Annotated in this window: 20 protein-coding genes; 15 read left to right on the forward strand and 5 right to left on the reverse strand. The window is 37.9% G+C overall.

Annotation, left to right across the window (positions count from 1 at the left end; translation table 11 throughout):
• Nucleotides 1-9: 9 nt before the first annotated feature.
• The 8 genes from ACEW8U_RS02755 to ACEW8U_RS02790 all read left to right on the forward strand — a co-directional run bounded on the left by ACEW8U_RS02755 (nt 10) and on the right by ACEW8U_RS02790 (nt 12,181).
• Nucleotides 10-2,067, forward strand: a complete 2,058-nt coding sequence (locus ACEW8U_RS02755) for a hypothetical protein (protein ID WP_373520501.1) — start codon at nt 10-12, stop codon at nt 2,065-2,067.
• Nucleotides 2,068-2,156: 89 nt separating this feature from the next.
• On the forward strand, nt 2,157-3,380 hold the full coding sequence (locus tag ACEW8U_RS02760) for a hypothetical protein (RefSeq protein WP_373520502.1): 1,224 nt from the start codon (nt 2,157-2,159) through the stop codon (nt 3,378-3,380).
• Nucleotides 3,381-3,392: 12 nt separating this feature from the next.
• Complete coding sequence (locus ACEW8U_RS02765) at nt 3,393-5,462, forward strand: hypothetical protein (RefSeq protein WP_373520503.1); 2,070 nt, start codon at nt 3,393-3,395, stop codon at nt 5,460-5,462.
• A gap of 126 nt (nt 5,463-5,588) precedes the next feature.
• Nucleotides 5,589-8,078 carry an endopeptidase La gene (lon, locus tag ACEW8U_RS02770; protein ID WP_373520504.1) on the forward strand — a complete coding sequence of 830 codons (2,490 nt, stop codon included), beginning with the start codon at nt 5,589-5,591 and terminating at the stop codon, nt 8,076-8,078.
• A 39-nt stretch (nt 8,079-8,117) separates the two neighbouring features.
• Nucleotides 8,118-9,137 (forward strand): type IX secretion system protein PorQ, encoded by a 1,020-nt coding sequence (gene porQ, locus ACEW8U_RS02775; protein WP_373520505.1) that lies wholly within the window; start codon nt 8,118-8,120, stop codon nt 9,135-9,137.
• Nucleotides 9,138-9,147: 10 nt separating this feature from the next.
• Entirely contained in the window at nt 9,148-10,551 is a 1,404-nt protein-coding gene (gene hslU, locus ACEW8U_RS02780) for an ATP-dependent protease ATPase subunit HslU (RefSeq protein WP_373520506.1), read from the forward strand.
• Nucleotides 10,552-10,623: 72 nt separating this feature from the next.
• On the forward strand, nt 10,624-11,361 hold the full coding sequence (locus ACEW8U_RS02785; protein WP_373520507.1) for an SDR family NAD(P)-dependent oxidoreductase: 738 nt from the start codon (nt 10,624-10,626) through the stop codon (nt 11,359-11,361).
• A gap of 40 nt (nt 11,362-11,401) precedes the next feature.
• Nucleotides 11,402-12,181 (forward strand): capsular polysaccharide synthesis protein, encoded by a 780-nt coding sequence (locus ACEW8U_RS02790; protein WP_373520508.1) that lies wholly within the window; start codon nt 11,402-11,404, stop codon nt 12,179-12,181.
• Nucleotides 12,182-12,196: 15 nt separating this feature from the next.
• On the opposite strand, the gene ACEW8U_RS02795 is transcribed toward ACEW8U_RS02790, so the two are convergent.
• A complete protein-coding gene (locus tag ACEW8U_RS02795; RefSeq protein ID WP_373520509.1) occupies nt 12,197-12,685 on the reverse strand; it encodes a histidine phosphatase family protein in 489 nt (162 codons plus the stop codon).
• A gap of 88 nt (nt 12,686-12,773) precedes the next feature.
• On the opposite strand from ACEW8U_RS02795, the gene ACEW8U_RS02800 reads away from it, so the two are divergent.
• On the forward strand, nt 12,774-12,968 hold the full coding sequence (locus tag ACEW8U_RS02800; protein WP_373520510.1) for a cold-shock protein: 195 nt from the start codon (nt 12,774-12,776) through the stop codon (nt 12,966-12,968).
• A 60-nt stretch (nt 12,969-13,028) separates the two neighbouring features.
• On the opposite strand, the gene cdaA is transcribed toward ACEW8U_RS02800, so the two are convergent.
• Complete coding sequence (cdaA, locus tag ACEW8U_RS02805; protein WP_373520511.1) at nt 13,029-13,898, reverse strand: diadenylate cyclase CdaA; 870 nt, start codon at nt 13,896-13,898, stop codon at nt 13,029-13,031.
• Nucleotides 13,895-14,779, reverse strand: a complete 885-nt coding sequence (gene folP / locus ACEW8U_RS02810; protein WP_373520512.1) for a dihydropteroate synthase — start codon at nt 14,777-14,779, stop codon at nt 13,895-13,897. Before folP ends, cdaA begins: the two co-directional genes overlap by 4 nt.
• 14 nt (nt 14,780-14,793) lie before the next feature.
• On the opposite strand from folP, the gene ACEW8U_RS02815 reads away from it, so the two are divergent.
• The 3 genes from ACEW8U_RS02815 to ACEW8U_RS02825 are packed head-to-tail and all read left to right on the forward strand — an operon-like array spanning nt 14,794 to nt 16,959.
• Complete coding sequence (locus ACEW8U_RS02815; protein WP_373520513.1) at nt 14,794-15,339, forward strand: nucleotide modification associated domain-containing protein; 546 nt, start codon at nt 14,794-14,796, stop codon at nt 15,337-15,339.
• Nucleotides 15,332-16,432, forward strand: coding sequence for a BT_3928 family protein (locus tag ACEW8U_RS02820; protein ID WP_373520514.1), 1,101 nt, complete (start codon nt 15,332-15,334; stop codon nt 16,430-16,432). The genes ACEW8U_RS02815 and ACEW8U_RS02820 overlap by 8 nt, the downstream gene beginning before the upstream one ends.
• Entirely contained in the window at nt 16,429-16,959 is a 531-nt protein-coding gene (locus ACEW8U_RS02825) for a shikimate kinase (RefSeq protein WP_373520515.1), read from the forward strand. Before ACEW8U_RS02820 ends, ACEW8U_RS02825 begins: the two co-directional genes overlap by 4 nt.
• Here the strand turns inward: ACEW8U_RS02825 and ACEW8U_RS02830 are convergent.
• Both ACEW8U_RS02830 and ACEW8U_RS02835 read right to left on the reverse strand, forming a co-directional pair.
• Nucleotides 16,949-18,469, reverse strand: a complete 1,521-nt coding sequence (locus tag ACEW8U_RS02830) for an OmpP1/FadL family transporter (protein WP_373520516.1) — start codon at nt 18,467-18,469, stop codon at nt 16,949-16,951. The genes ACEW8U_RS02825 and ACEW8U_RS02830 overlap by 11 nt on opposite strands.
• A 92-nt stretch (nt 18,470-18,561) precedes the next feature.
• Nucleotides 18,562-19,929, reverse strand: a complete 1,368-nt coding sequence (locus tag ACEW8U_RS02835) for a hypothetical protein (RefSeq protein WP_373520517.1) — start codon at nt 19,927-19,929, stop codon at nt 18,562-18,564.
• Between the two features lie 127 nt (nt 19,930-20,056).
• On the opposite strand from ACEW8U_RS02835, the gene proS reads away from it, so the two are divergent.
• The 3 genes from proS to ACEW8U_RS02850 all read left to right on the forward strand — a co-directional run bounded on the left by proS (nt 20,057) and on the right by ACEW8U_RS02850 (nt 22,204).
• Nucleotides 20,057-21,538, forward strand: a complete 1,482-nt coding sequence (gene proS, locus ACEW8U_RS02840; protein ID WP_373520518.1) for a proline--tRNA ligase — start codon at nt 20,057-20,059, stop codon at nt 21,536-21,538.
• An 11-nt stretch (nt 21,539-21,549) separates the two neighbouring features.
• Nucleotides 21,550-21,672: a hypothetical protein gene (locus tag ACEW8U_RS02845; RefSeq protein WP_373520519.1), complete on the forward strand. Its 123-nt coding sequence runs from the start codon at nt 21,550-21,552 to the stop codon at nt 21,670-21,672.
• A 70-nt stretch (nt 21,673-21,742) separates the two neighbouring features.
• Nucleotides 21,743-22,204 carry an NfeD family protein gene (locus ACEW8U_RS02850; RefSeq protein ID WP_373520520.1) on the forward strand — a complete coding sequence of 154 codons (462 nt, stop codon included), beginning with the start codon at nt 21,743-21,745 and terminating at the stop codon, nt 22,202-22,204.
• The last annotated feature ends 2 nt before the right edge of the window (nt 22,205-22,206 follow it).

Genomic DNA, 22,206 nt, shown 5'->3' on the forward strand with positions numbered 1-22,206 from the left:
AGTCTTTATATGGAAAGAGTTTTATCAGGATTATTGTTGGTGACAATTTCAGTAATCAGTTTTTCTTGTCAAAATGATGAAATAAAACCTAGGACCACGCCTCGTTTTAGCCTTGCCTATATTCAAAGCATCAGTAATTCGGGAGTTGAATTTGCAGCCAATATATTTGATTATGGATCAGAATCTATATTGGAATACGGCTTCTTGTATTCGAGTTCTTATAATCCAAACCTTGAAAACAGTGAGATTATCAGTAGAAAAGGGTCCCCACCAAGAAATTTTGTAATGAGGGCCACCCATTCGATGGAATATGGTAAGACATACAGGGTTGCTGCATATTTACTGACAAAGGAAGGTCTGGTAATGTCACAGCTTTCTGAATTTGTTTCATTGGGGTCTAGTGGGTTTATTTTTGAGAGGATATCAATGCCAACTGAGGTTTATTATGGGGATACGATTCAGGTATTTGGAAGAGATTTTAGTAGAGATCCGGCAAATTATCATTTCAATATTTCCGGTAACAGGGAAATGAAGATTGATGTATTTGACATATCCGAAACAAGCTTTAAAGCTATAATACCAAAAAGCTTACAGCCCGGAGAGTCGGAGGTAGCGCGATTTACAATAGCGATTGCCCAAAAACTGATCGAAGTCGAATTGCCAATGAAATTCAAAGCCCCTGTTTTTTATTTGGGACAATCTCCAAATGCAGATTTTGATGGAGTGGCTACCATATTTGGGGATTATTTAGAGTCTCCGATAGCAGCAGTGAGGTTTGAAGATCAGCCATATAATGACATAAATATCGTTGAATGGTCAAAAGGAAAGATAGTTTTTAGTTCCAGAAATGAGAATCCCCAAAAACAACAATCAGTAAATCTGCTTATTCGTGGTAAATATTATTTTCTGGAAAATGCATTTTCTTATAATCCTTCTGAAATTGATATAGGGCAAGTTTTGGAGGGAAGAATAGAAATAGGGGCTTCACACACTTTAACTGGAAGAAATTTCAGATTGGGGCCATACTTTACAAATGAGTTTATTTCGGAACCTCCTGGTATGTCCTTTCATACAGTTGAGGCTAATGAACATAGTATCAGATTTGAATTGGGTTTTGGGCAGTCAGAAATTACCAGAAAAGTCAAAATTTGGTCAAATAATGCTGGCATCCGGTCTGAGAATTATGCAGAATTTATTGTATCAAATCCCACGCTTCCTTTTCTGGATGTGGGCGATATTTTTGGAACGGAGTTTTCATTTGATGACCTTGGAAGGGGGATAACCGTTGGGGACAAATTATTTTTTATCTGGAAAAACAAAATCATAAGTTTTGACCCTGAAACTAAAAAGCTCAAAACTGTGAGGCAGGTTGACACAAATGTAAGAAACCTTGCAGGTGCTTTCGCAATTTTAGCTCCCAATTCAAAAATCTATATAGGCTCTTATAACAGGGACTATACTTGGCAATTTATAAAACTGATTGAATTTGACCCATTTACTGCTCAGATTAAAGAGCTTCCAAGTCCGCCAACAGGATTGGTTATTCCCAAATATGTGTATGCAACTGAGAATTCCCTTTATTTAGACGGGGGATTTGCTCGTGTAAATTCTTCGCTTGTAGAGCAAACCGAAAGATTCAAATTTGATCTGAACAGTCAGACTTGGGGAAAAATGGATAAAACGATTCCTTTGACTGGGTTTCAGGGCACCATGAAGACTTTTAGATATCAAGGAAAGCTTTATGCTGTCGGGTTGCTTAATTGGTCTGATGATTTTAACGTCATTCAGGAATTTTCGCCAGCAACTGAAGAATGGATAACGATTAAAACAATCGATAGGAAGGGAGAGGTAACAACCAATCAGCCTATCGTTATAGACAATCAGTTATTTCTCTTTTATGGACATCAATATTCAAAAATTGATTTGTTAACTTTTACTGAGTCCCATATCAGAGATTATTATTGGGGGTATGACCAATTATCAACCGTTACCTATAAAAATAAAATTTATACATATGCTCCAGGTTTTAAAATTTATGAAACTGACCCTAATTATTTTACTTATTAAACTTAAATCCTGAAAGGGAATCTAATTCTGATTTGCTTATTACTTGATGTTCCTCTGGCTTACAATATACTTCCTTAATCCCCAAATCCATGAAAAAGCAAAATGCGTTTTTAATGTTTTTTTGTAGTCTATTTATTCTTATCAGCGGTCAAATTAAGGCTCAAGAAAATGATTATATCATCACCAATTCGGGAGAGAAAGTTTATGGGGAAATTCCTCGGGATTTTGATTTTAACTATTCAGAATCAATAAAATTTAACCGAGGGAACAATCAAGAATCAATATATACACCTGAAGAGATAAGAGGATTTGGGTTGGATAACGGACGCCTTTTTTTGAGCTTAGAGTTACCTGAATTGGAAAGAAAAGTTTTTGCCCAAATAGTGTTCTCTGGTAAGTTGAGTTTAATCTCTTATAAGAGTAGGTATTTTTTGGATGATGGCAATCGGAAAGTGGAGTTAAAGTTTTCCTTCAAGACATTTGATGAGTCAGGAAGGCAAGTGAAAAATACAAATAGGAAGCCTTATTTGGGAGTCCTCAACAGTGTGATGGCAGGTGATTGCGGTACCCAATTGCAGACAAGTATTTTATCGACAGGCTTTAATGAACAGGATTTAATTTCAATTTTCCAAAAATATCATTTATGTGAAAATCTGTCATATCAGATACATGTTGAAAAGATACCCTTTTTAAAATTTTCTACAGTGGCAAGTTTAGGCCTCAATTTATCCAATAAGGCAAATAGTTTTAGCGGTATTGGAAGATATGACGTCTTTGAAAAAAACCTATTTCCCATGATTCAGGCAGGAATTAAATTATATGAATTTCGTAAGGCACCCAGATTTTCATTTGATGCATCAATAGGATTTACTTCTCAAAATAACACATTAAATACAGAATTTATTGATTCAAATATAGATGTGACAGGAACGGAAACATTTAAATTAGCATCCATATTTGCACCCATATTTTTCAATTATTCTCTTTTAAGAATAGGTAATTCTGAGACTTATATGGGAGTTGGCGGGACATTAAGGGCAAATAGATTTGTCAGTGAATTTTCAATGATTGATGACCATTATCAAAACGGGTCTGTCACCTTTATTTATGAAAGACCAATAATGACCAAATCAGAACAGGTCGTATCTCCCGCTGTTAAAATCGGGACGCATTTCAATTCTAAAAGCAGGATAGGCTTTGTTTCTGAATTACAGGTGGATTATTTAAGAAATTCTTTTTCGGCAAATGTTCTTAATAGGGTGGCTACATATGATCATATCATGTTCTCATTTTTAATCGGAGTAAGGTTTTAATCAAATTCAATCATGAAAAGTCAAATTATTTTATCGGTCTTGCTCTTGACAACACTTCTGTTTTCCTGTCAAAAGGAAGAGCTTACTCCAAGGACCAATCCAAGATTCAGTATAGCATTTATTCAGGATATTGATGAAGATGGAGTTCAGTTTGCGGCAAATGTATATGATTTTGGCTCTGATGAAATTCTGGAGTATGGATTTGTCTATGCCGAAGTAGCAAATCCTACTTATGAAAATGGGGAGATAACAAAAAACTCTGGTAAACCGAGCGCTTTTTTTGAAATGTCAGCACGGCATTCTATGGTCAAGGGAAAGGAATTCAAGGTAGCAGCCTTTGTCAAAACCAAGGTAGGAATAGTCTATTCTGATATTGTCACATTCATCAGTAAAGGTTCGGCAGGATTTATATTTGAGAAAATAGAATTACCTCAAGAAGTATATTTTGGAGATACGGTCACCGTATTTGGAAAAAACTTTAGCAGGAGACCTGAAAATTATTCGGTGTGGGTAAGAGATAATATAGCTAGAATCATTGAGGTTACTGATGATTATTTTCGGTTTATTTTACCGGGACCCTTTGATGTCGCTTCATATTCAATTAATCCGGAACCGATAGATTTTTATATCAAAATTGCCGAAAAAGAGATTATCGTGCAAAAAATGGTAGCGTTCAAAAGGCCCCAGATTTTTCAATCTCCTTTGCAAGAAAAAAACTATAATGAAATAGTTTATATACATGGGGATTTTCTGGGATACCTGAATTCCGAAATAGAATATAAAAATGAGATTAACGATGTAAAATATCCTCTACCAATAATTGAATCAACCAAAAACAGAATCAGTTTTAGGCTAACAGCACTATTTGTGGATCAATTGCCAAAAATTGTGCTTAAAATCAGAGGTCAGGAATTTGAAATAACAAATCTTGTCAAAATAAATCCCAGTGAATTGGAACCCGGTCAGGAATTTGAAATTTATTCTTGGGAATCAATTCTTGTAAAGACTATCAATCCTAATCCACACTTTTATTATTACAATCAATTTATTGTAGATGTACCTGATGCTGTTATCTATCCTGTGAATATTCAAGGAGGGGATATAACCTTAAATTTCGATGGACAGTATAGGCCAATGGGAAGGCAAATGAAAATTCACATGAATAATGCAGGAGTAAGATCCCAAAACTTTGTCACGGTGAGATTTAAAGATGCTTCCATTCCTTTTATGATGATTCCGGAGAGTTTTAGGCCAGGTCATGGTATAGAAGGGCGAGGTGTTTCGGTAGGCGATGTTGGATACTTATTTAGAGAAAAGTCAGTTTTTAAAATGAATCCCATAACAAAGGAATTCGTGTTTGTCACTGGTAACGGACAAAGTACATTTGATTTGGCATCAATATTTGCGATATCAAGTCCAAAAGGGAAAATATACTCTGCATCCAGAAATTCATTCAATCCCCTCAGGAACCCCGAGTTTTTTGAATTTGATACAAATACCGAAAGACTTGTTAAACTGGAGAATATCCCAACAACTTCAACTTATCCTTTGGCTGTTTTTGCAACTGATAAATATCTGTATTATGATGGAGGCTTTTCATGGACTGATGGGATTGGTTATCAAGAGGTAAATGATAGGTGGCGATATGACTTTGAAAATAGAGTTTGGGAAAAGTTCGAAAATATGATAAAAACAGATCCTTATATCAGAAGATATATTCCTTTCTGGTATAATGGAGAATTGTATTTGTTGGGTCAGGAATATGAAGGGACTTTTGGTGTTTCTTTGATGAAGTTTGACCCTGTTTCAGAAACATATCCCAGAGTCAAAGAATTGAATCCTGGTGGAATTACTAGATCCAATGAAATATTTGTGATCAAAGACAATCTTTATTTACTTACATCTTCAGGTGTATTGCGTGTAAATCTGACTACACTCGAAGAGGCGTATGTTTCAAATCTGTGGGGATATAGTTTCCATAATTATGATATAGTTCTTTCTTTTCAAAGTGGAGATAAATTTTATGCCTATAACAATTCAAGGTTATTCTTGGAATTCGACCCCGAATACTTCTCTTATTAACCTGCCAATTTGTACTTAAATAAACCTTGGCATATACATTGATTTTATGGTGAGAACCTTGTTAACTTGAAGGTTCTTGTTTCTTTTAATAAATAACGTGGCACTTTAACTGTCATATTGTCCTTTATGAACAATTACGAAAACCAATTATATCAATCATTTATGGTAGGCGATTACGCGGGAGAAGGCGACCTTATCCAACTCATCACTGATGATGAGGAAGATTCGGAACAACATCCGGAAGACCTATCCAAAGAAGTCCCCATTCTTTCAGTACGAAACACCGTTTTATTCCCTGGTGTGGTGATTCCAATTACAGTCGGAAGACAGCGTTCTATCAGGTTAGTGAAAAAAGCCCAAAAGGGCAACAAACTGATCGGTGTCTGTGCACAGATCAATCCTCAAAACGACGACCCATCATGGGAAGACATATATCATGTAGGCACTTTGGCAAAAATCATCAAGATGATTGTGCTGCCTGATGGAAACACAACCATCATTATTCAGGGAAAAAAGAGGTTCAGTATATTGGAACCTTTGACCGAAGATCCTTATTTCACGGCTAGGGTAGAATACCTCGAGGAGAATTTTCCTAAAAACAGCAAAAAAATCCAAGCACTTGAGGAGTCCTTAAAAGATGCAGCCGCAAAAATTTTGCATCTTAATCCTGAAATACCCCGAGAAGCCCAAGTGGCCTTGGACAACATAGATAACACTGCTTTTTTGACCCACTTCCTTTCATCCAATATCAATGCTCCAGTTGATTCCAAACAAAGACTTCTTGAAATCAATGATGGTGTGGAGCGTGCTACGCTTCTGTTGGAATTCATGATGAAGGATATCCAAATGTTGGAATTGAAAAGCGAAATCCAAAAGAAAGTACATACAGATATAGACCAACAGCAAAGAGATTATTTCCTGCGACAGCAGATGAAGGTACTTCAGACGGAATTGGGTGAGGAAGGTCCTGAAAAGGAAGTAGAAGAACTGCGTGCTAAAGGAGTTAAGAAAAAATGGTCAAAAGAAGTTGCCAAACATTTCGACAGAGAGTTGGATAAAATATTACGTATCAATCCATCTGCTGCAGAATATCCAATTGCCCTTAATTATGCGGAAACACTGGTAGAGCTTCCCTGGAATGAATATACCGTGGATAACTTTGATCTGAGGAGAGCTAAAACTATTCTGGACAAAGACCATCATGGTTTGGAAAAAGTAAAGGAAAGAATAATAGAATACCTTGCTGTATTGAAGTTGAAGAATAACCTAAAAGGTCCAATACTTTGCTTATATGGTCCTCCCGGAGTGGGGAAAACCTCTTTGGGAAAGTCAGTAGCCAGGGCATTAGGAAGAAAATATGTGAGAATGTCATTGGGTGGAGTTCATGATGAGGCTGAAATCAGAGGACACCGGAAAACTTATGTGGGGGCCATGCCAGGTAAGATCATACAGAACATGAAAAAAGTGAAGTTTTCAAACCCTGTGTATGTTCTAGATGAAATAGATAAGCTAAGTTCTGATTTTAGAGGGGATCCTTCATCTGCGTTTTTAGAGGTCTTAGATCCTGAGCAGAACAGTACTTTTGTGGACAATTATCTTGAGGTGGAATATGACTTATCCAAAGTCCTTTTCATCGCTACAGCCAATTCTTTGGATACTATACAGCCTGCACTGAGAGATAGGATGGAAGTGATTGAGGTGACAGGTTATACACTGGAAGAAAAAATTGAAATTGCCAAAAAGCATTTAATTCCCAAGCAACGGAAAGAGCATGGATTAAAAGCCAAAGACATAGTTTTTGATAGAGCTGCGGTAGTTAAGATTGTTGAGGATTATACCCGTGAGTCGGGTGTTAGGAGTTTGGAAAGAGCAATAGGTAAAGTGGTGAGAAACGTTGCAAAGTCTATTGCTATGGAAGAAGAATATACCAAAAAAATCAGTACCTCAATTGTTAGGAAAATTTTAGGTGGTGAAATTTTTGATAAAGAGTTTTATCAGGATAACAGCGTAGCAGGTGTGGTTACCGGCCTTGCTTGGACATCAGTTGGAGGAGAAATTCTCTTTGTTGAGACTTCTCTGAGCAAGGGTAAAGGGAAATTAACCCTTTCAGGTCAGTTAGGTGAAGTGATGAAAGAATCAGCTATGACTGCACTATCTTACCTCAAATCTAAAGCATTTAAATTGGGGATAGATGAAAGGGTGTTTGATCAATATGACCTCCATATCCATGTGCCAGCTGGAGCGGTACCTAAAGATGGTCCTTCTGCCGGGATTACTATGTTGACAGCCATGGCTTCAATTTATACCCAACGTAAGGTAAAATCCAGGCTAGCCATGACAGGGGAAATTACCCTCAGAGGTAAAGTAATGCCTGTTGGGGGATTAAAAGAAAAAATTCTTGCTGCAAAAAGAGCTGGAATAAAAGATATTATTCTATGCAAGAATAATAGAAGAGATATTGAAGAAATTGATGCAGAATATATTAAAGGTGTTCAGTTCCATTTTGTAGATAAGGTTGAGGAGGTATTGGAGATAGCTTTGATGAAAACCAAGGTGGAAGATGCAATGGTATTCAGATTTCCGAAGGAAGTTCAGACCATTGCTTTTGAATCCTGATGCTGTCAATCAATTTGAAATCTAAAGGCTGAAGACAATTTGGGTAAGTATTTAAAATACATTTTGGTTTTTGGTTTGGGCTATTTTTCGATGGTTCAACATAAAGCAAATGCCCAAACTTCCAGATCGGCATATAATTTCATTGACAATCCTTCCTTTACCAAATTGGCGGGTTTGGGAGGCGTGAATATTACATCAGGAAATGATGTGTTGATGTTTACCTCAAATCCTGCATTATTGGATAGTGTTTCCATAAATACCCCGGCATTTCATTACCTCAATTTTCCGGGTGGGATCAATGTGGCGACTATGGGGTATAATTTTCAGGCTTCAAATGGTGGTGTATTCGGAGTAGCCTTACAGTATTTTGATTACGGGAATTTTGAAGGCTTTGATCCCATAGGAATTTCCACAGGTGACTTTGGAGCCAATGAATTCTCTTTTGCTGTTGGATATGCTCAAAAAATGGGCGTATTCAGGTATGGAGCCAATGTTAAGATTCTTGGCTCTGTATTGGAAGGTTATCAGGCTTATGCCATGGTATTTGATTTTGGGGTTAATTACCATCATCCCGAAAAAGACTTGGTTTTTGGGCTGAATGTAAGAAATCTTGGGTTTAACATGAGTACTTACATTGAGGGTCAAAAGCTTCAACTTCCATTTGATGTTCGGTTTGGGGGGAGTTTCAAGCCTGAATATGCGCCATTCAGGTTTCATCTCACATTAAAAAACCTGAATGGAAGGGAACGGGATTTCTTTCTTCCTGACCCTTCATTAAACAGAGAGAATGTGTCATTAGTTGATAAGATGTTCAGGCGTGCTGTACTTGGGGTTGAGGTTTTGCCAAGTGAGAATTTCACAGTTCGCTTGGGCTACAATCACCTGATAAGAAAGGAATTTGGAACCTCTACCGGAGCAGGTGCAGGAGGCTTTTCAGGAGGCTTTGCTTTCAAGGTCAAAAAGTTTGAACTATCCTATTCCAGGATGTTTTACAATATACCGGGTGGTTCCAATGTTTTTGGAATTTCCACCTCGATTAATGAATGGAGAACGTTTTAAAGATAAAAATATGAGGAATGAAATCAATGAGCTAACCCCTAGGCAAATTGTGGGAGAGCTTGATAAATATATCATCGGACAGCATGACGCCAAGCGAAATGTAGCCATTGCACTCCGAAATAGGATCAGGAGAATGAATGTGAAAGGTGACATTCAAAAAGACATTGTCCCTAATAACATCCTAATGATCGGTTCCACAGGAGTTGGTAAAACAGAAATCGCAAGGAGATTGGCCAAAGTAGCCAATGCGCCATTTACAAAAGTAGAAGCTTCCAAATTTACTGAAGTGGGCTATGTAGGAAGGGATGTGGAAAGTATGGTTAGGGATTTGGTTGAACAAGCGGTTCATTTGGTCAAGGATAAGAAAAATGAAGAGGTAAAGGAAAAAGCCACTCTCGCTGTAGAGGAGGCCATTTTGGATATTTTGATTCCCCCAGTGAAAACGGCAGGTTTCGCCCGACCTACGACTTCAGTTTCCAGTGATTTTACACCTGAACTCGTATCAGAAGATGATCTCAATGAACGCACAAGGGACCGTTTTCGGGAAAAATTGAAAAACGCGGAAATGGAAGACAGAAAAATCGAAATCAATGTCAAACAAAGTCCACCAGTAGGAGTTGGAATGATCGGAAACGGTATGATGGATGATGCCAGTATGGCTGGCCTACAGGATATGATTTCGGGCATGATGCCAAAACGATCTAAAAGAAGGAAAGTGACCATTGCCGAGGCCAGGAAGATCCTGATGGAAGAGGAAACCTCCAAATTGGTTGATTTTGATGAGGTAAAAGAAGAGGCACTCAGATTGGCGGAAAATAAAGGTATCATCTTTATTGATGAAATCGATAAGATTGCTTCAAAAAGTGGAAAAGGAGGAAGTGGCCCCGATGTTAGTAGGGAAGGTGTACAAAGGGATTTATTGCCTATCGTAGAAGGTAGTGCAGTCAATACCAAATATGGGATAGTCAATACAGATCACGTGCTCTTTATAGCAGCGGGAGCCTTTCATGTCGCCAAGCCTTCTGATTTGATCCCAGAGCTTCAGGGACGTTTTCCGATCAGAGTTGAACTTAACAGCCTAACAGAAAACGACTTTTACAGGATATTGAAAGAGCCAAAAAATGCTTTGACCAAGCAATATCAGGCATTGTTTGAGGCAGAGGAGGTCTTTTTGGATTTCAATGATGAATCAATCAGAGAAATTGCAAAACTGGCCTTCAAAATCAATGAGGATGTTGAGAATATAGGTGCAAGGAGGTTGCATACCGTTATGAGTCATTTGTTGAATGATTTCCTTTTTGACGTACCTGATACGATCCAAGCAAATTCCAAAATCATGATAACCAAAGAAATGGTGGAGGAAAGATTGAGTTCATTAGTGAAGAACAGAGATCTTTCCCAATATATACTTTAACCTACTATGAATGCCCAATCCTAATTAAAAATAGAGATTGGGCATTTTTATTTTTAAAAACGAAATAAAGCTATGTCCTCGTCTTCATTATATATCATCACAGGATCAAGTAAAGGAATAGGGAAGGCTTTGGTTGACCTTATACTATTGGAAGAAGATTGTGAGGTCATCGGAATTTCCAGGTCAAAAGTGGTGAAAGAAAATCCAAATTTTACCCATTTGGAAATTGATTTGGGGCAAATAGATGAGTTAATAAATGGAGTTGATGAAATATTCCCGAAAAAAGAATTCAAGAAAATTGTCTTGGTCAACAATGCAGGTTGGATAGGAGAAATACATCATTTTGGTAATTTGAATGACCAAAGCTTCAAGAATATTTTTGAAATCAACACAATAGCACCAGCTATCATGATGAATGTATTTGTCAGAAATTACGCGGAATTGGTCAATTCGGAAAGAATAGTTGTGAATATTAGTTCTGGTGCAGCTAAAAAATCAATTGATGGTTGGTCAGGGTATTCTGCCTCTAAGGCAGCATTGGATATGCTGACAAAAACCGCCCAGTTGGAAGCGGAGTTGGATAAAAGTGGCATTAGGTTTTTTTCGGTAGCTCCCGGAGTAGTGGATACTGACATGCAATCAGCAATTAGGTCAGCATCTGAGGAAAGCTTTTCTTCACTAAAAAAATTCAAAACTTTGAAGGAAAATAATCAATTGAGCAGCCCCCAACACGCTGCAGAAAAATTGCTTTTTCTGATTAAGAATCCAGATAAATTCCCGGAAGTCCTTCAAGATGTAAGAGAATTTTAAGTTTTTAAAATTTTCATTCCAAAACTTACCATATTTGGTTATGTCCGAGCTAATCAAAAACAAATCAGAGTTTCTTGAACTGGAAATGGTTCATGGAGTACCAAAAGTGGTTTGGTGTTTTTGGTCAGGTGAAAAAATGAAGGATTCAAGGGCCTTAAGTTTTAGGATGATGAGAGAGCATATTGGTGTACCTGTATGTTTGGTAACTCCTGAAAATCTTGAGCAATTTATACTTAAAGATTTTCCTTTACATTCTGCTTTTCCCTTATTGAGTGCTGTACATCAGTCAGATTATATTAGAGCCTACCTATTGCATCATTATGGTGGAGCGTGGCATGATGTCAAAGCTACAGAAGTAAGTTTTGCAGAAGTTTGGAAAGAGTTTTTAAATCCCCAAGTTTATATGGTCGGAAAACCTGAAATAGATGGCGGACCGGCAAGGATTCATGATGAAGATGGAAGGTGGATGCCTGACTTGTGGAGGGAATTGATTTCAGTAGTATCATGGATCGGAAGGGCCAATACTCCAATTTCAAAAGCATTGATAGAAAATATGGAAGCTTATCTTGAAGAAAATCTCGACCTCTTAAAAAAGTTTCCTGGAACACATCCAAGAGAAAAAAAGATTGAAACCAACAATTTTTTTTCAAGAAACCTAAAAAAAATTACTTACAGGATTCAGGGCAGAAATGTCAATTATCCATTGCCTTGGACTGTATTTGGAAATATTTTTCACCCATTAAATTATAGGTTTCGAAAAAACATTTTGAAGACATTGCCTGTAGATACTATCAAAAATGCAGGTGTTTATCACAGGTGATTGTTGTTGATAAGTCTATCCCTTTTTGGGGTAATCAAAAAACCAAACCTTAGCATTTTTACTGTCTACGTCAGACCATTTATCTACATCGAATTTGAAGCCAAATTGGCCTGAGGTAGGTAGGTTATCTATTTCACCACCCAATTTCCAGATCAGGTCATTTTGACCTGGATTGTGCCCAAAAACAAACAAAGTTTTGACTGAATCATCTGTTTTTCGAATTTCAGATAGGATTGTTGAAGCTGAAGCGTGGAATAAATTTGGGGTAAAACGGATTTTATGTACAGGGAAATCAAGCTTTTCGGCTGTAATGATTGCGGTTGTTTTCGCTCGTTCTGCATCAGAGGAAATTATAGCATCTGGGAAAATTTCCGCTTTTTTTAGACGACTCCCCATTTTAGGTGCGTCTCTCAATCCACGCTCGGCCAAGGGTCTTTTGTGGTCATCGAGAAAGGCATCATCCCAGGATGATTTTGCATGACGGATAATAACAAGCTTTTTCATTTAGCCAATTTAACAAAATAAATTTTGCTTTTTCATGAAGTATATTTACATTTAAAATACATTTAACCACGTAATTATAATATTTATCATGCTTACCGGAACAGTAAAATTTTACAATGATGCTAAAGGATTTGGATTTATCGTTGATGACCAATCCCAAAGTGATGTGTTTGTCCATGCCACAGGTCTGGTCGACAAAGTAGCCCAAAATGACAAAGTAACCTTCGATCTTAAGGATGGCAAGAAAGGCCCTAATGCGATAAATGTCAAAAAATTGCAATAGAATAAATCATTAGGTACTTGTTAAAACGGCTCTGAAATTCAATTTCAGAGCCGTTTTGTGTTAAGCACTTGTTGGAGTTGTTTTTTTGAGTTTACTTCTCTCATATATCGATATAGGCTCAAATTTTTCGTCTATATCCACCCCTGTAAGGTAATCGTTGATCATTTCCCGCAATTCTTGGAATGAAAGGTTATGCAGTATTTTACCGTTTTTTGACAAAGAAACCTGTCCGGTTTCTTCAGAAACAATCAATACCAAGGTATCTGTTGCTTCTGACATACCGATTGCAGCCCTGTGTCTAAGCCCAAATTGGGCTGGTACATCTCTTTCCGTAACCGGTAAAATGCACCTCGCTGCTTTAACTTTCCCATTAAAAATTATCGCTGCGCCATCATGCAATGGGCTGTATTTATTGAATATGGATACCAATAACCTTTTGGAAATCACTGCATCAAGGAGGTCCCCGCTTTCGGCATAGAATTTCAATTCAGAGTTTCGGGAAATGACCATCAATGCACCTGTATTGGTGCCGGATAAACTTTTGGAAGCTTCTATTAGGGGATTGATATTAAATGCCTGTGATTCTCTTTTTCTCCAAAAGAGGAGTTCCTGAAGAAAGTTTTCATTTGAAAGAAAAGAAGTTCTTCCGATGATGAGAAGAAATTTTCTGATTTCCGGAGCAAATATAATGATGGCGGCAATGACACCTACACCCATAAACTGTCCTAAGATGATGGAAAGGAGCTCCATTCTCAAAGCACTTACCATCAAGTAAACCAAGTAGATCGACAGAAATCCTAAAAAAATTTTTATGGCAACACTGCCTCTCAATAATTTATAAACCTGATATAATAACACACTGACCAAAGTAATATCTATGATATTTACGATGGATATTTCCAAAAATCCGATTCTGAAAAGTAGTGTCAAGGGTAGAGTTCTTTATATAGTTTTATTGTTTCTTTAGCTTCTTTCACGTCATGAACCCTTAAAATGTTCGCACCATTTATGAGTGCCGCCATATTAAGTGCTGTAGTTCCATTCAGGGCATTTTCAGGTTGGCTACCAAGTTTTTTGTAAATCATAGATTTTCTTGATAACCCAACTAAAATGGGGGCTTGAATTGTTTTAAAATAAGCTAAATTTCTGAGAATCCAATAGTTTTGATCCAAAGTTTTGGCAAATCCTAATCCAGGATCAATGATTACATCTTTTATGCCAGATTTCCTGCAATCTTTCATTTTTTTGGAGAAATAATTCATTATTTCCAAAATAATGTTTTCATATGCAGTTTCCTTTTGCATAGTTTTTGGATTTCCTCTCATATGCATGGCAATGTATGGCACAGAGAGTTTTCCAACAGCAGGAATCATACCATGGTCAAGTTCTCCTGCAGATATGTCATTGACCATGTCTGCACCTGCAATTACGGCTTCATGCGCTACTTTAGACCTGAATGTGTCAATTGAAAGCAGAGAATTTGGGAAATGTTTTTTCAATTGCTCAATGGCACCAATGGTTCTTTTTAATTCCTCCTCTTCCGAAACAAAATCTGCTGAAGGTCTACTCGAGTAGCCTCCAATATCCAAGATATCAGCACCATCGATTATCATTTTTTCAGCCAGATTCAGTACCTGATCAGATCCTGATGTTATCCTGCTGCCCAAGTAAAATGAATCAGGAGTTAGGTTTAAAATGCCCAATACCCATGGCTCATTTAACAAAAACAGCTTTCCTTTTGATTGAAGTGTTATTTTTGGACTAAAAGATATATCTTCGGTTTTCGAAGAAAAAGGCAAATGATTATCCATTAAACAGAAATACTTTGAAGAGGCAAACCACAAGCGAATATAATCAAGTTATCCACCTTTGTAAAGAACTTTTCAAGAAGAAAACCATTGATTATGGCACTGCATGGAGAATATTAAGAATTTCATCCATCACAGATCAAATATTTATCAAAGCCCAACGGATAAGGTCTATCCAAGAAAAAGGCAACCAAAAAGTAAATGACCCAATCGTCGATGAGTTTGTCGGAATTGTCAATTATTGTCTAATAGCCTTGATACAGATTAGTCTTAAAGAAGATGACAGGTTTGAATTGAATTTTGAAGAAATTGATCCGATGTATGACCATTGGGTAGATGCAACAAGGGGGCTTTTGGAAAACAAAAATCATGATTACAATGAAGCTTGGAGAGACATGAGGGTTTCTTCTATGACAGATATCATATTAATGAAAATATACAGGCTTAAACAAATTGAGGATAATTTTGGCAAGACTTTGGTCTCAGAAGGGATTGAGGCCAATTACCAAGACATGATCAATTATGCAGTGTTTTGCCTTATCAAATTAGGATACCATGATTAAGCAAGGGATTTTATTTATTATCAGGCTACTTGTAGGTGGCCTATTCATATTTTCAGGGTTGATCAAAGTAAATGACCCTGTGGGGACTGCTATCAAGCTAGAAGAATATTTTGATGTGTTTTCTAATGATATAGCATCTTTCTTTTACATCTTCAAAGATATCGCACTTCCCTTAGGAGTAGTATTGGTTGTAGCTGAAGTGGTTCTCGGAATCATGTTGATATTGGGAGTCAGGTTAAAGTTTACAGTATGGGCTTTGAGCATTCTTATAGTTTTCTTCACGTTTTTGACTTTTTACTCAGCGTATTTCAATAAAGTGACCGATTGTGGTTGCTTTGGTGATGCAATCAAATTGACACCATGGGAGTCTTTTACCAAAGATGTTATTTTATTGATTTTGATTGGGGTATTATTTTTCTTCCGAAAAGATCTTTCTAATGAAAGTAAGCCTTGGGCCACATGGACTGTAAGGATAAGTTTGGTTGTTTCAGTTGGGATCGCTATTACAGCCATCAGGAATCTTCCGTTTATTGATTTTAGGGCTTATAAGGAAGGGGTCAATATTCCTGTTGCCATGCAGCCATCTGCCCAGCTTCAATATAATTATGTTATGAAAAAGGATGGGCAGGAATTCGTTTTCGATCAATATCCCGCTGATGATTCCTATGAATTTGTTGAAATGACACTTGTCAATGAGGATGCCCTTCCAAAGATCTCAGATTTTGCAGTCTGGAATGCAGATGGTGATTTTACAGATGAAATACTTACAGGGAAAAAGGCAGTGATTTTGGTAACAAATATGAGCAAACTCAATACTTCTTATTTAGAGGAGATCGATGCTATGATTGCAGGCTTGAAAGGAACGGAAATCATACCTTTATTAGTGGCAGCTTCCTCCGAGGATGAGATAGAATGGTTGATAAGTTCAAGGGCATGGGGAATTGAAGGTTATCAAGGAGACGCTACAGTTATCAAAACCATCATGAGATCAAATCCGGGAATTATGTTATTAGATCAAGGGGTAGTTCTGAAAAAATATCATTTCAGGAATACGCCCACATCAGAAGAAGTCAAGGGTTTGTTTGGTCGATGAGAACACCATTAAAAATAGTTTTGGTCGGAATGCCTGGTTCAGGGAAATCTACCTTTGGAAAGAAACTTGCAAAGCAGCTTAGTTTTGTCTTCGTGGATTTGGATCAAGTAATTGAAAAAGAAACAGGGAAATCTATCGAAAAGATTTTTGCGGAAGAAGGGGAGGGTAAATTTAGAGACTTGGAGAGCTTTTACCTGGAAAGGTGCCTTAGTGAGATTGAAGGATTTGTTTTAGCAACAGGAGGAGGAACTCCTTGTTTCAACGATAACATGGATTTGATCAATAAAGAATCTGTCTCCATTTTTTTGGATGTCTCTTTAAATGAAATTTTTCACAGACTGCATAGCGACCATTTAGGGAAACGACCAATGTTTGCAGGATTAGATGAAGGAGAAATCATCCTAAAATTAAAAAACCTTGAGGCTGAGCGGGAAAGTTACTATCAACAGGCAAAAATAAAGCTCAGTGGTGATAATATTTCCACTGAGCATTTGATGTCTGAAATTTTGACCTACTTTAGAAATTAAAACCGAAAGTCAAAGAGCCTGTTGTGATTTTGTGGCTGATTTCAGTGAATGGTCCGAAATTTTGACCTCCCTCAATTACAGGATAAGAATTATACAATTGATCAAAATAGCTTGCAGAAAGTGCAAAGTCTATATACATTTTTTTGAACCTAGCGCCAACACCTCCCGAAAACTGTTGTGTACTTCTGTCAAAAGTACTGTTTACAAATGGGTCGCCGTAATAACTGTATCCTCCTCTTAACCTCCACATATCAAATCTGAATTCGGCACCCGCCCGATAATTAAAAGTAGTTCCAAACAATCTACGGATCTCCTGATTATCACCGCTAGGATTAAAATCCCTGGAATTGATTCTGCTGGCACTGTAGTCTAAGTAATCTACATCAGCAGTGATAAAACCATTTTTACCAAGAAATATGGTGGCACCACCACTTAATCTTAGTGGTGTATTGAGATTGTATCTTCCAATTACAACTGGAGTACTTGCTTCTTCTCTACCAAGAGTTATATTTTCAGGTTCAAAAAAGAAATTGTCAAATTCATTGACCATTCTTGCTTCATATCTTTCATTGAAGGTGTACCATGTCGGGGATTGAAAATTTAAACCTAAATTCAATTGATCTATAGGTTTATAGATTACACCTAAATTGATATTTGCTCCAAAACCCGAAACATTTAAAAATTCATCGATGGTAGTCGTGATCAATGGGTCATCAAAAAATTCTTCTCCATAGTTTTTTCTCGAAGTATAATTTACGGACGTAAGTCCAACCCCACCACCCACGAATATTTTATTGTAGAAATTAGCTCCATAAGAAACTGTTGTCTGGCTGGTTCGGCCTTCGGTAGTCACAGTTTCGTCCTGAAACGGAAAGCCAAGAACGAATGAATCATATTCTGTAGGGTCACTTATGGGATTGCCACTCGCATCTTCTGTGATAGGATTGATCAAAAACGTGGTATATGCCAATCCAGTCAACCCAAAATTCTCAATTTGGCTTTCACGTATTCCACTTGCATCCTGAAGAAAAAAATCGATAATTGAGGTTTCTCCCTCGAAATCTGAAAAATAACCAAACTGACTGTTGAAATGATTTGATCTATTGAAACTGATACCAAACGAACCTCCTCGAAAAGCACCCGTATTGAGTGGGCCTTTTGGATTACTGATTACCAAACTTAAATTAGGAATTGCAAAATTTCCAATTCTCTCTTCTTGTATTTGCCCCAAATAATTTGATTCCGTCACCCATGTACCAAATGATGGTGTCACGCTGAATTCAGATCTCCTAAAAAAGCCCAGACCAGCAGGGTTTGTATGAATGTTGGAAATATCCCCTCCAAGAGACATTTGAGCACCACCAAGTCCAATGATTCTTGCTGAACCTGTTGACCTAAATTGACTAAATCTTAAAGCATCTTCAAAATAGCCAATTTGTGCCTTTGAAGTTCCAAGCGTAATTGCTGATAAAACGATAGCGCTAAAGAATATCTTTTTTACTGAAATCATATAGTTTATAGAATAATAAAGCGAAGGTAGCTGATCACAATCAAAATTTTTGCCAGATTTTCTACAGTTTAAAGGCTAAAAAAAAAGGGGAATTAATTCCCCCTTCCTCCTCTAGATCCTCCGGAGCTCATTCCGCCTCCACGGCTTCCTCCCGTACTTCCTCCACCCATGCTACCACCTCTACTTGGTGAACTCATCGAAGGTGAAGAACTTCTGCTTGGAGCAGACATTGTGTTCCTTGATGGGGAAGGCATGTTTCTGGAAGGAGCAGTTCTATTCATATTTGTGTTTCCTCGGTTATAAGATGGGCTTCCTGTGCCTCTCGTGCCCTGCGTATTTCTATTATTAAAGCTAGGTGAAGTTGTTCCTCTATTAGTGTTACCATAAGATGAACCCCTTGTAGTCCCTGTGCGGTTATTATAATTTGGTGTTGAGTTATTTATTCCTGTTCTGCTACTTGGTCTAGTAGCTGCTGCTGACCCAACATTTCTGTTTCCAGTTGCAGCAGAATTTGCAACTCTACTATTTGTTCTTGAATTGTAGTAATCATTTTGAGATCTGCTAAAATCACGACCTGTTGCTCTTGATGTAGATCCTACACTTCTGTCTGAATTAACAGCATCCCGTCTTGCAGCCCTTGTAGTGGCAGGATAATTTGTTCCAGGTCGGGTTCCATTCACTGCTGAACTTGAACCTCTTCCAGGCCTTGCACCTCTAACGACCTGACGGCCACCTTCACCGCCCCATCCGATTCCGGGAGCTCCCCAGCCCATTCCTGGACGCATTCCCCAACCATACATTCCGCCACCCATATAAGGATTCATCCATGGATTACCCCACATTCCGCCAAATCCCATGTTCCAACCCCACATTGAGTTCCAGCCCATTCCCATTCCAAAACCGGGACGCATGCCCCAGCCCATCATTGGCATACCCCAGAAAGGATCCCACATCCCCATTCCGTACATTGGCATACCCCAACCCATTCCGTACATTGGCATACCCCAACCCATTCCCATCATAGATCCGAATCCGAATCCAAGATTGAAATTTACACGGCTGTTGTTGAATCCCTGACCGGGAAGTCCGGCTCCACTACCGTAATAATTATTATATACATTGACATTTCCCTCTTGTTGACCTTCTGCTTCGTCAAAGTAAACAGTGCCTGTATCTCCGGAATTACTTTCGGACTGATATTTGGCTAGATATTCAGGATTGACGTTTCTTGCGGAAAAATTTTCTTGTTCAAATTGCGCAGCATCAATATCGTTCAAAGACTGAAAATTTTGAGGATTGTTGTTAGAGACAGCAAATTCGGTGGCAATTTGCGCATCTGATGCCATGAAATAGAGGTCATCGGATTCTCCGCCTCTCATGGCATTGTAGCTGGTACTGCAGGATGACAGTATTACAATGGCTCCAGCTCCGAGGGTCAATATTTTGTTGAGGTTTTTCATTTGTTTGGTTTTGCTATTTAGTCTTATATACGAGGCTTATATCAGAGGGTTATAATATTTTGGTTTATATTTGCCCCCTACAGTAATTAGCGAAGATAATTAGATTTTTGATTTCAACAAAGACACTATGAGTAAAGGATTGCCAAAAAGGAGTGAAGACTACTCTTTGTGGTACAATGAATTGGTTAAAAGAGCAGATTTAGCTGAAAACTCTCCTGTAAGGGGCTGCATGGTCATCAAGCCTTACGGATATTCTATATGGGAAAAAATGCAGGCCCAATTGGACAAAATGTTCAAAGAAACAGGGCATGTTAACGCTTATTTCCCCTTATTTATTCCCAAATCATATTTGTCAAAGGAAGCTACCCATGTCGAAGGTTTTGCCAAAGAATGTGCGGTAGTGACACATTATAGGTTGAAAAATTCTGAAGATGGGAAAGGTGTCATTGTTGATCCTGAAGCCAAGCTTGAGGAAGAATTGATTGTGAGACCTACTTCTGAAACAGTAATCTGGAGTACCTACAAAAATTGGATTCAATCTTACAGAGATCTTCCACTTTTGGTCAATCAATGGGCAAATGTTGTAAGATGGGAAATGAGGACTCGATTGTTTTTGAGAACCACAGAATTTCTATGGCAGGAAGGACATACGGCCCATTCCACCAAAGAAGAGGCAATTGCGGAAACTGTTCAAATGATGAATATTTATGCACAATTTGCTGAAGAGCACATGGCTTTACCCGTTGTTAGAGGTGTTAAAAGTGAAAATGAAAGATTTGCGGGTGCGGAAGATACTTATTGTATTGAAGCGATGATGCAGGATGGAAAAGCCTTACAGGCAGGTACTTCGCATTTCCTAGGTCAAAATTTCGCCAAAGCTTTTGATGTTAAATTTGCCACAAAAGAAGGTGGTTTGGAATATGTTTGGGGTACGTCATGGGGTGCCAGTACAAGATTGATGGGCGCATTGATTATGGCCCATTCTGATGACAATGGATTGGTTTTGCCTCCTAAACTTGCCCCCATTCAAGTAGTGATTATTCCGATCTATAAAACAGATGAAGAGCTATCTAAAATCTCTGAAAAGGCCAATGAAATCATGGGTAAATTGAGGTCAAAAGGAGTCTCTGTTAAATTTGATAATAGAGACACGCATAAACCAGGTTGGAAATTTGCGGAGTATGAACTCAAAGGAGTTCCTGTAAGAGTTGCAATGGGACCAAGGGACTTGGAAAATAACTCCGTGGAAATAGCCAGAAGGGATACTTTGACGAAGGAAACAGTAAATCTTGGCGAAATTGTCATTGAAGAGTACATCAGCGATTTGATGGATACCATTCAAGAAGCAATTTATAGTAAGGCTTTAAATTTCCGAAAAGAAATGACCACTGAGGTGAATTCGTGGGAAGAATTCGAAAAATTGATTGAGGAGAAAGGAGGGTTTCTTTCCGCCCATTGGGATGGTACCAATGAAACTGAGGAGAAAATCAAAGAATTGACCAAAGCGACAATCCGTTGCATTCCTTTGGAAAGGAGGGAAGAATCAGGTAGCTGCATTTTAACGGGCAATCCATCAATTGGAAGAGTATATTTTGCTCGTGCTTATTGATTTGTTCTAATATGTATCTACGCAATGATGCCAGTGAAATGGTCATTCAATATAATTATAGCCAGGAAACTCAAATGCCCGGTACATCCCTGCCTGCCGACAGGCAGGGGACTTCCGACTTAGGACCTGTTTGAAGTAGAATATTGGGTTGCTGGCAAAGAAGTAGATTACCGTTTAATATAATTTTCAGAAAAAAAAATCCTTATGACTTGGCTTATTTTAACCAGCCTTTTAGCAATTGGAGTAATTCTGGTAGTAACGGAAATACTTTTCGTTCCTGGAACAACCTTGGTTGGAATTATCGGGCTTTTTGTAACTATAGGAGGTATCTATTATGCTTTTATTTCCTTCGAATCACAGACAGCTTGGATAATTGTGGGACTCACCGTTCTCTTGAATTTTGCGGTCTTATTCTATGGTTTCCGTTCCGGCGTTTGGAAAAAATTTGCATTAAAAGAATCCATTACAAGTCGGGCATTTGATGGTAGACTGTTGGGTCTTGAGATCGGAATGGAAGGTAAAGCTGTTTCAGATCTGAAACCCATAGGCAAAGCAGAGTTTATTGAAAGAATTTTTGAAGTAAAATCTAATTCAGGATTAATTCCTGTCGGTTCAAAAGTTATTATTACTAAATTGGAAAACAATACAATCATCGTAAACAATTAAAT

The organism is Aquiflexum sp., assembly GCF_041751335.1.
GTDB lineage: Bacteria > Bacteroidota > Bacteroidia > Cytophagales > Cyclobacteriaceae > Aquiflexum.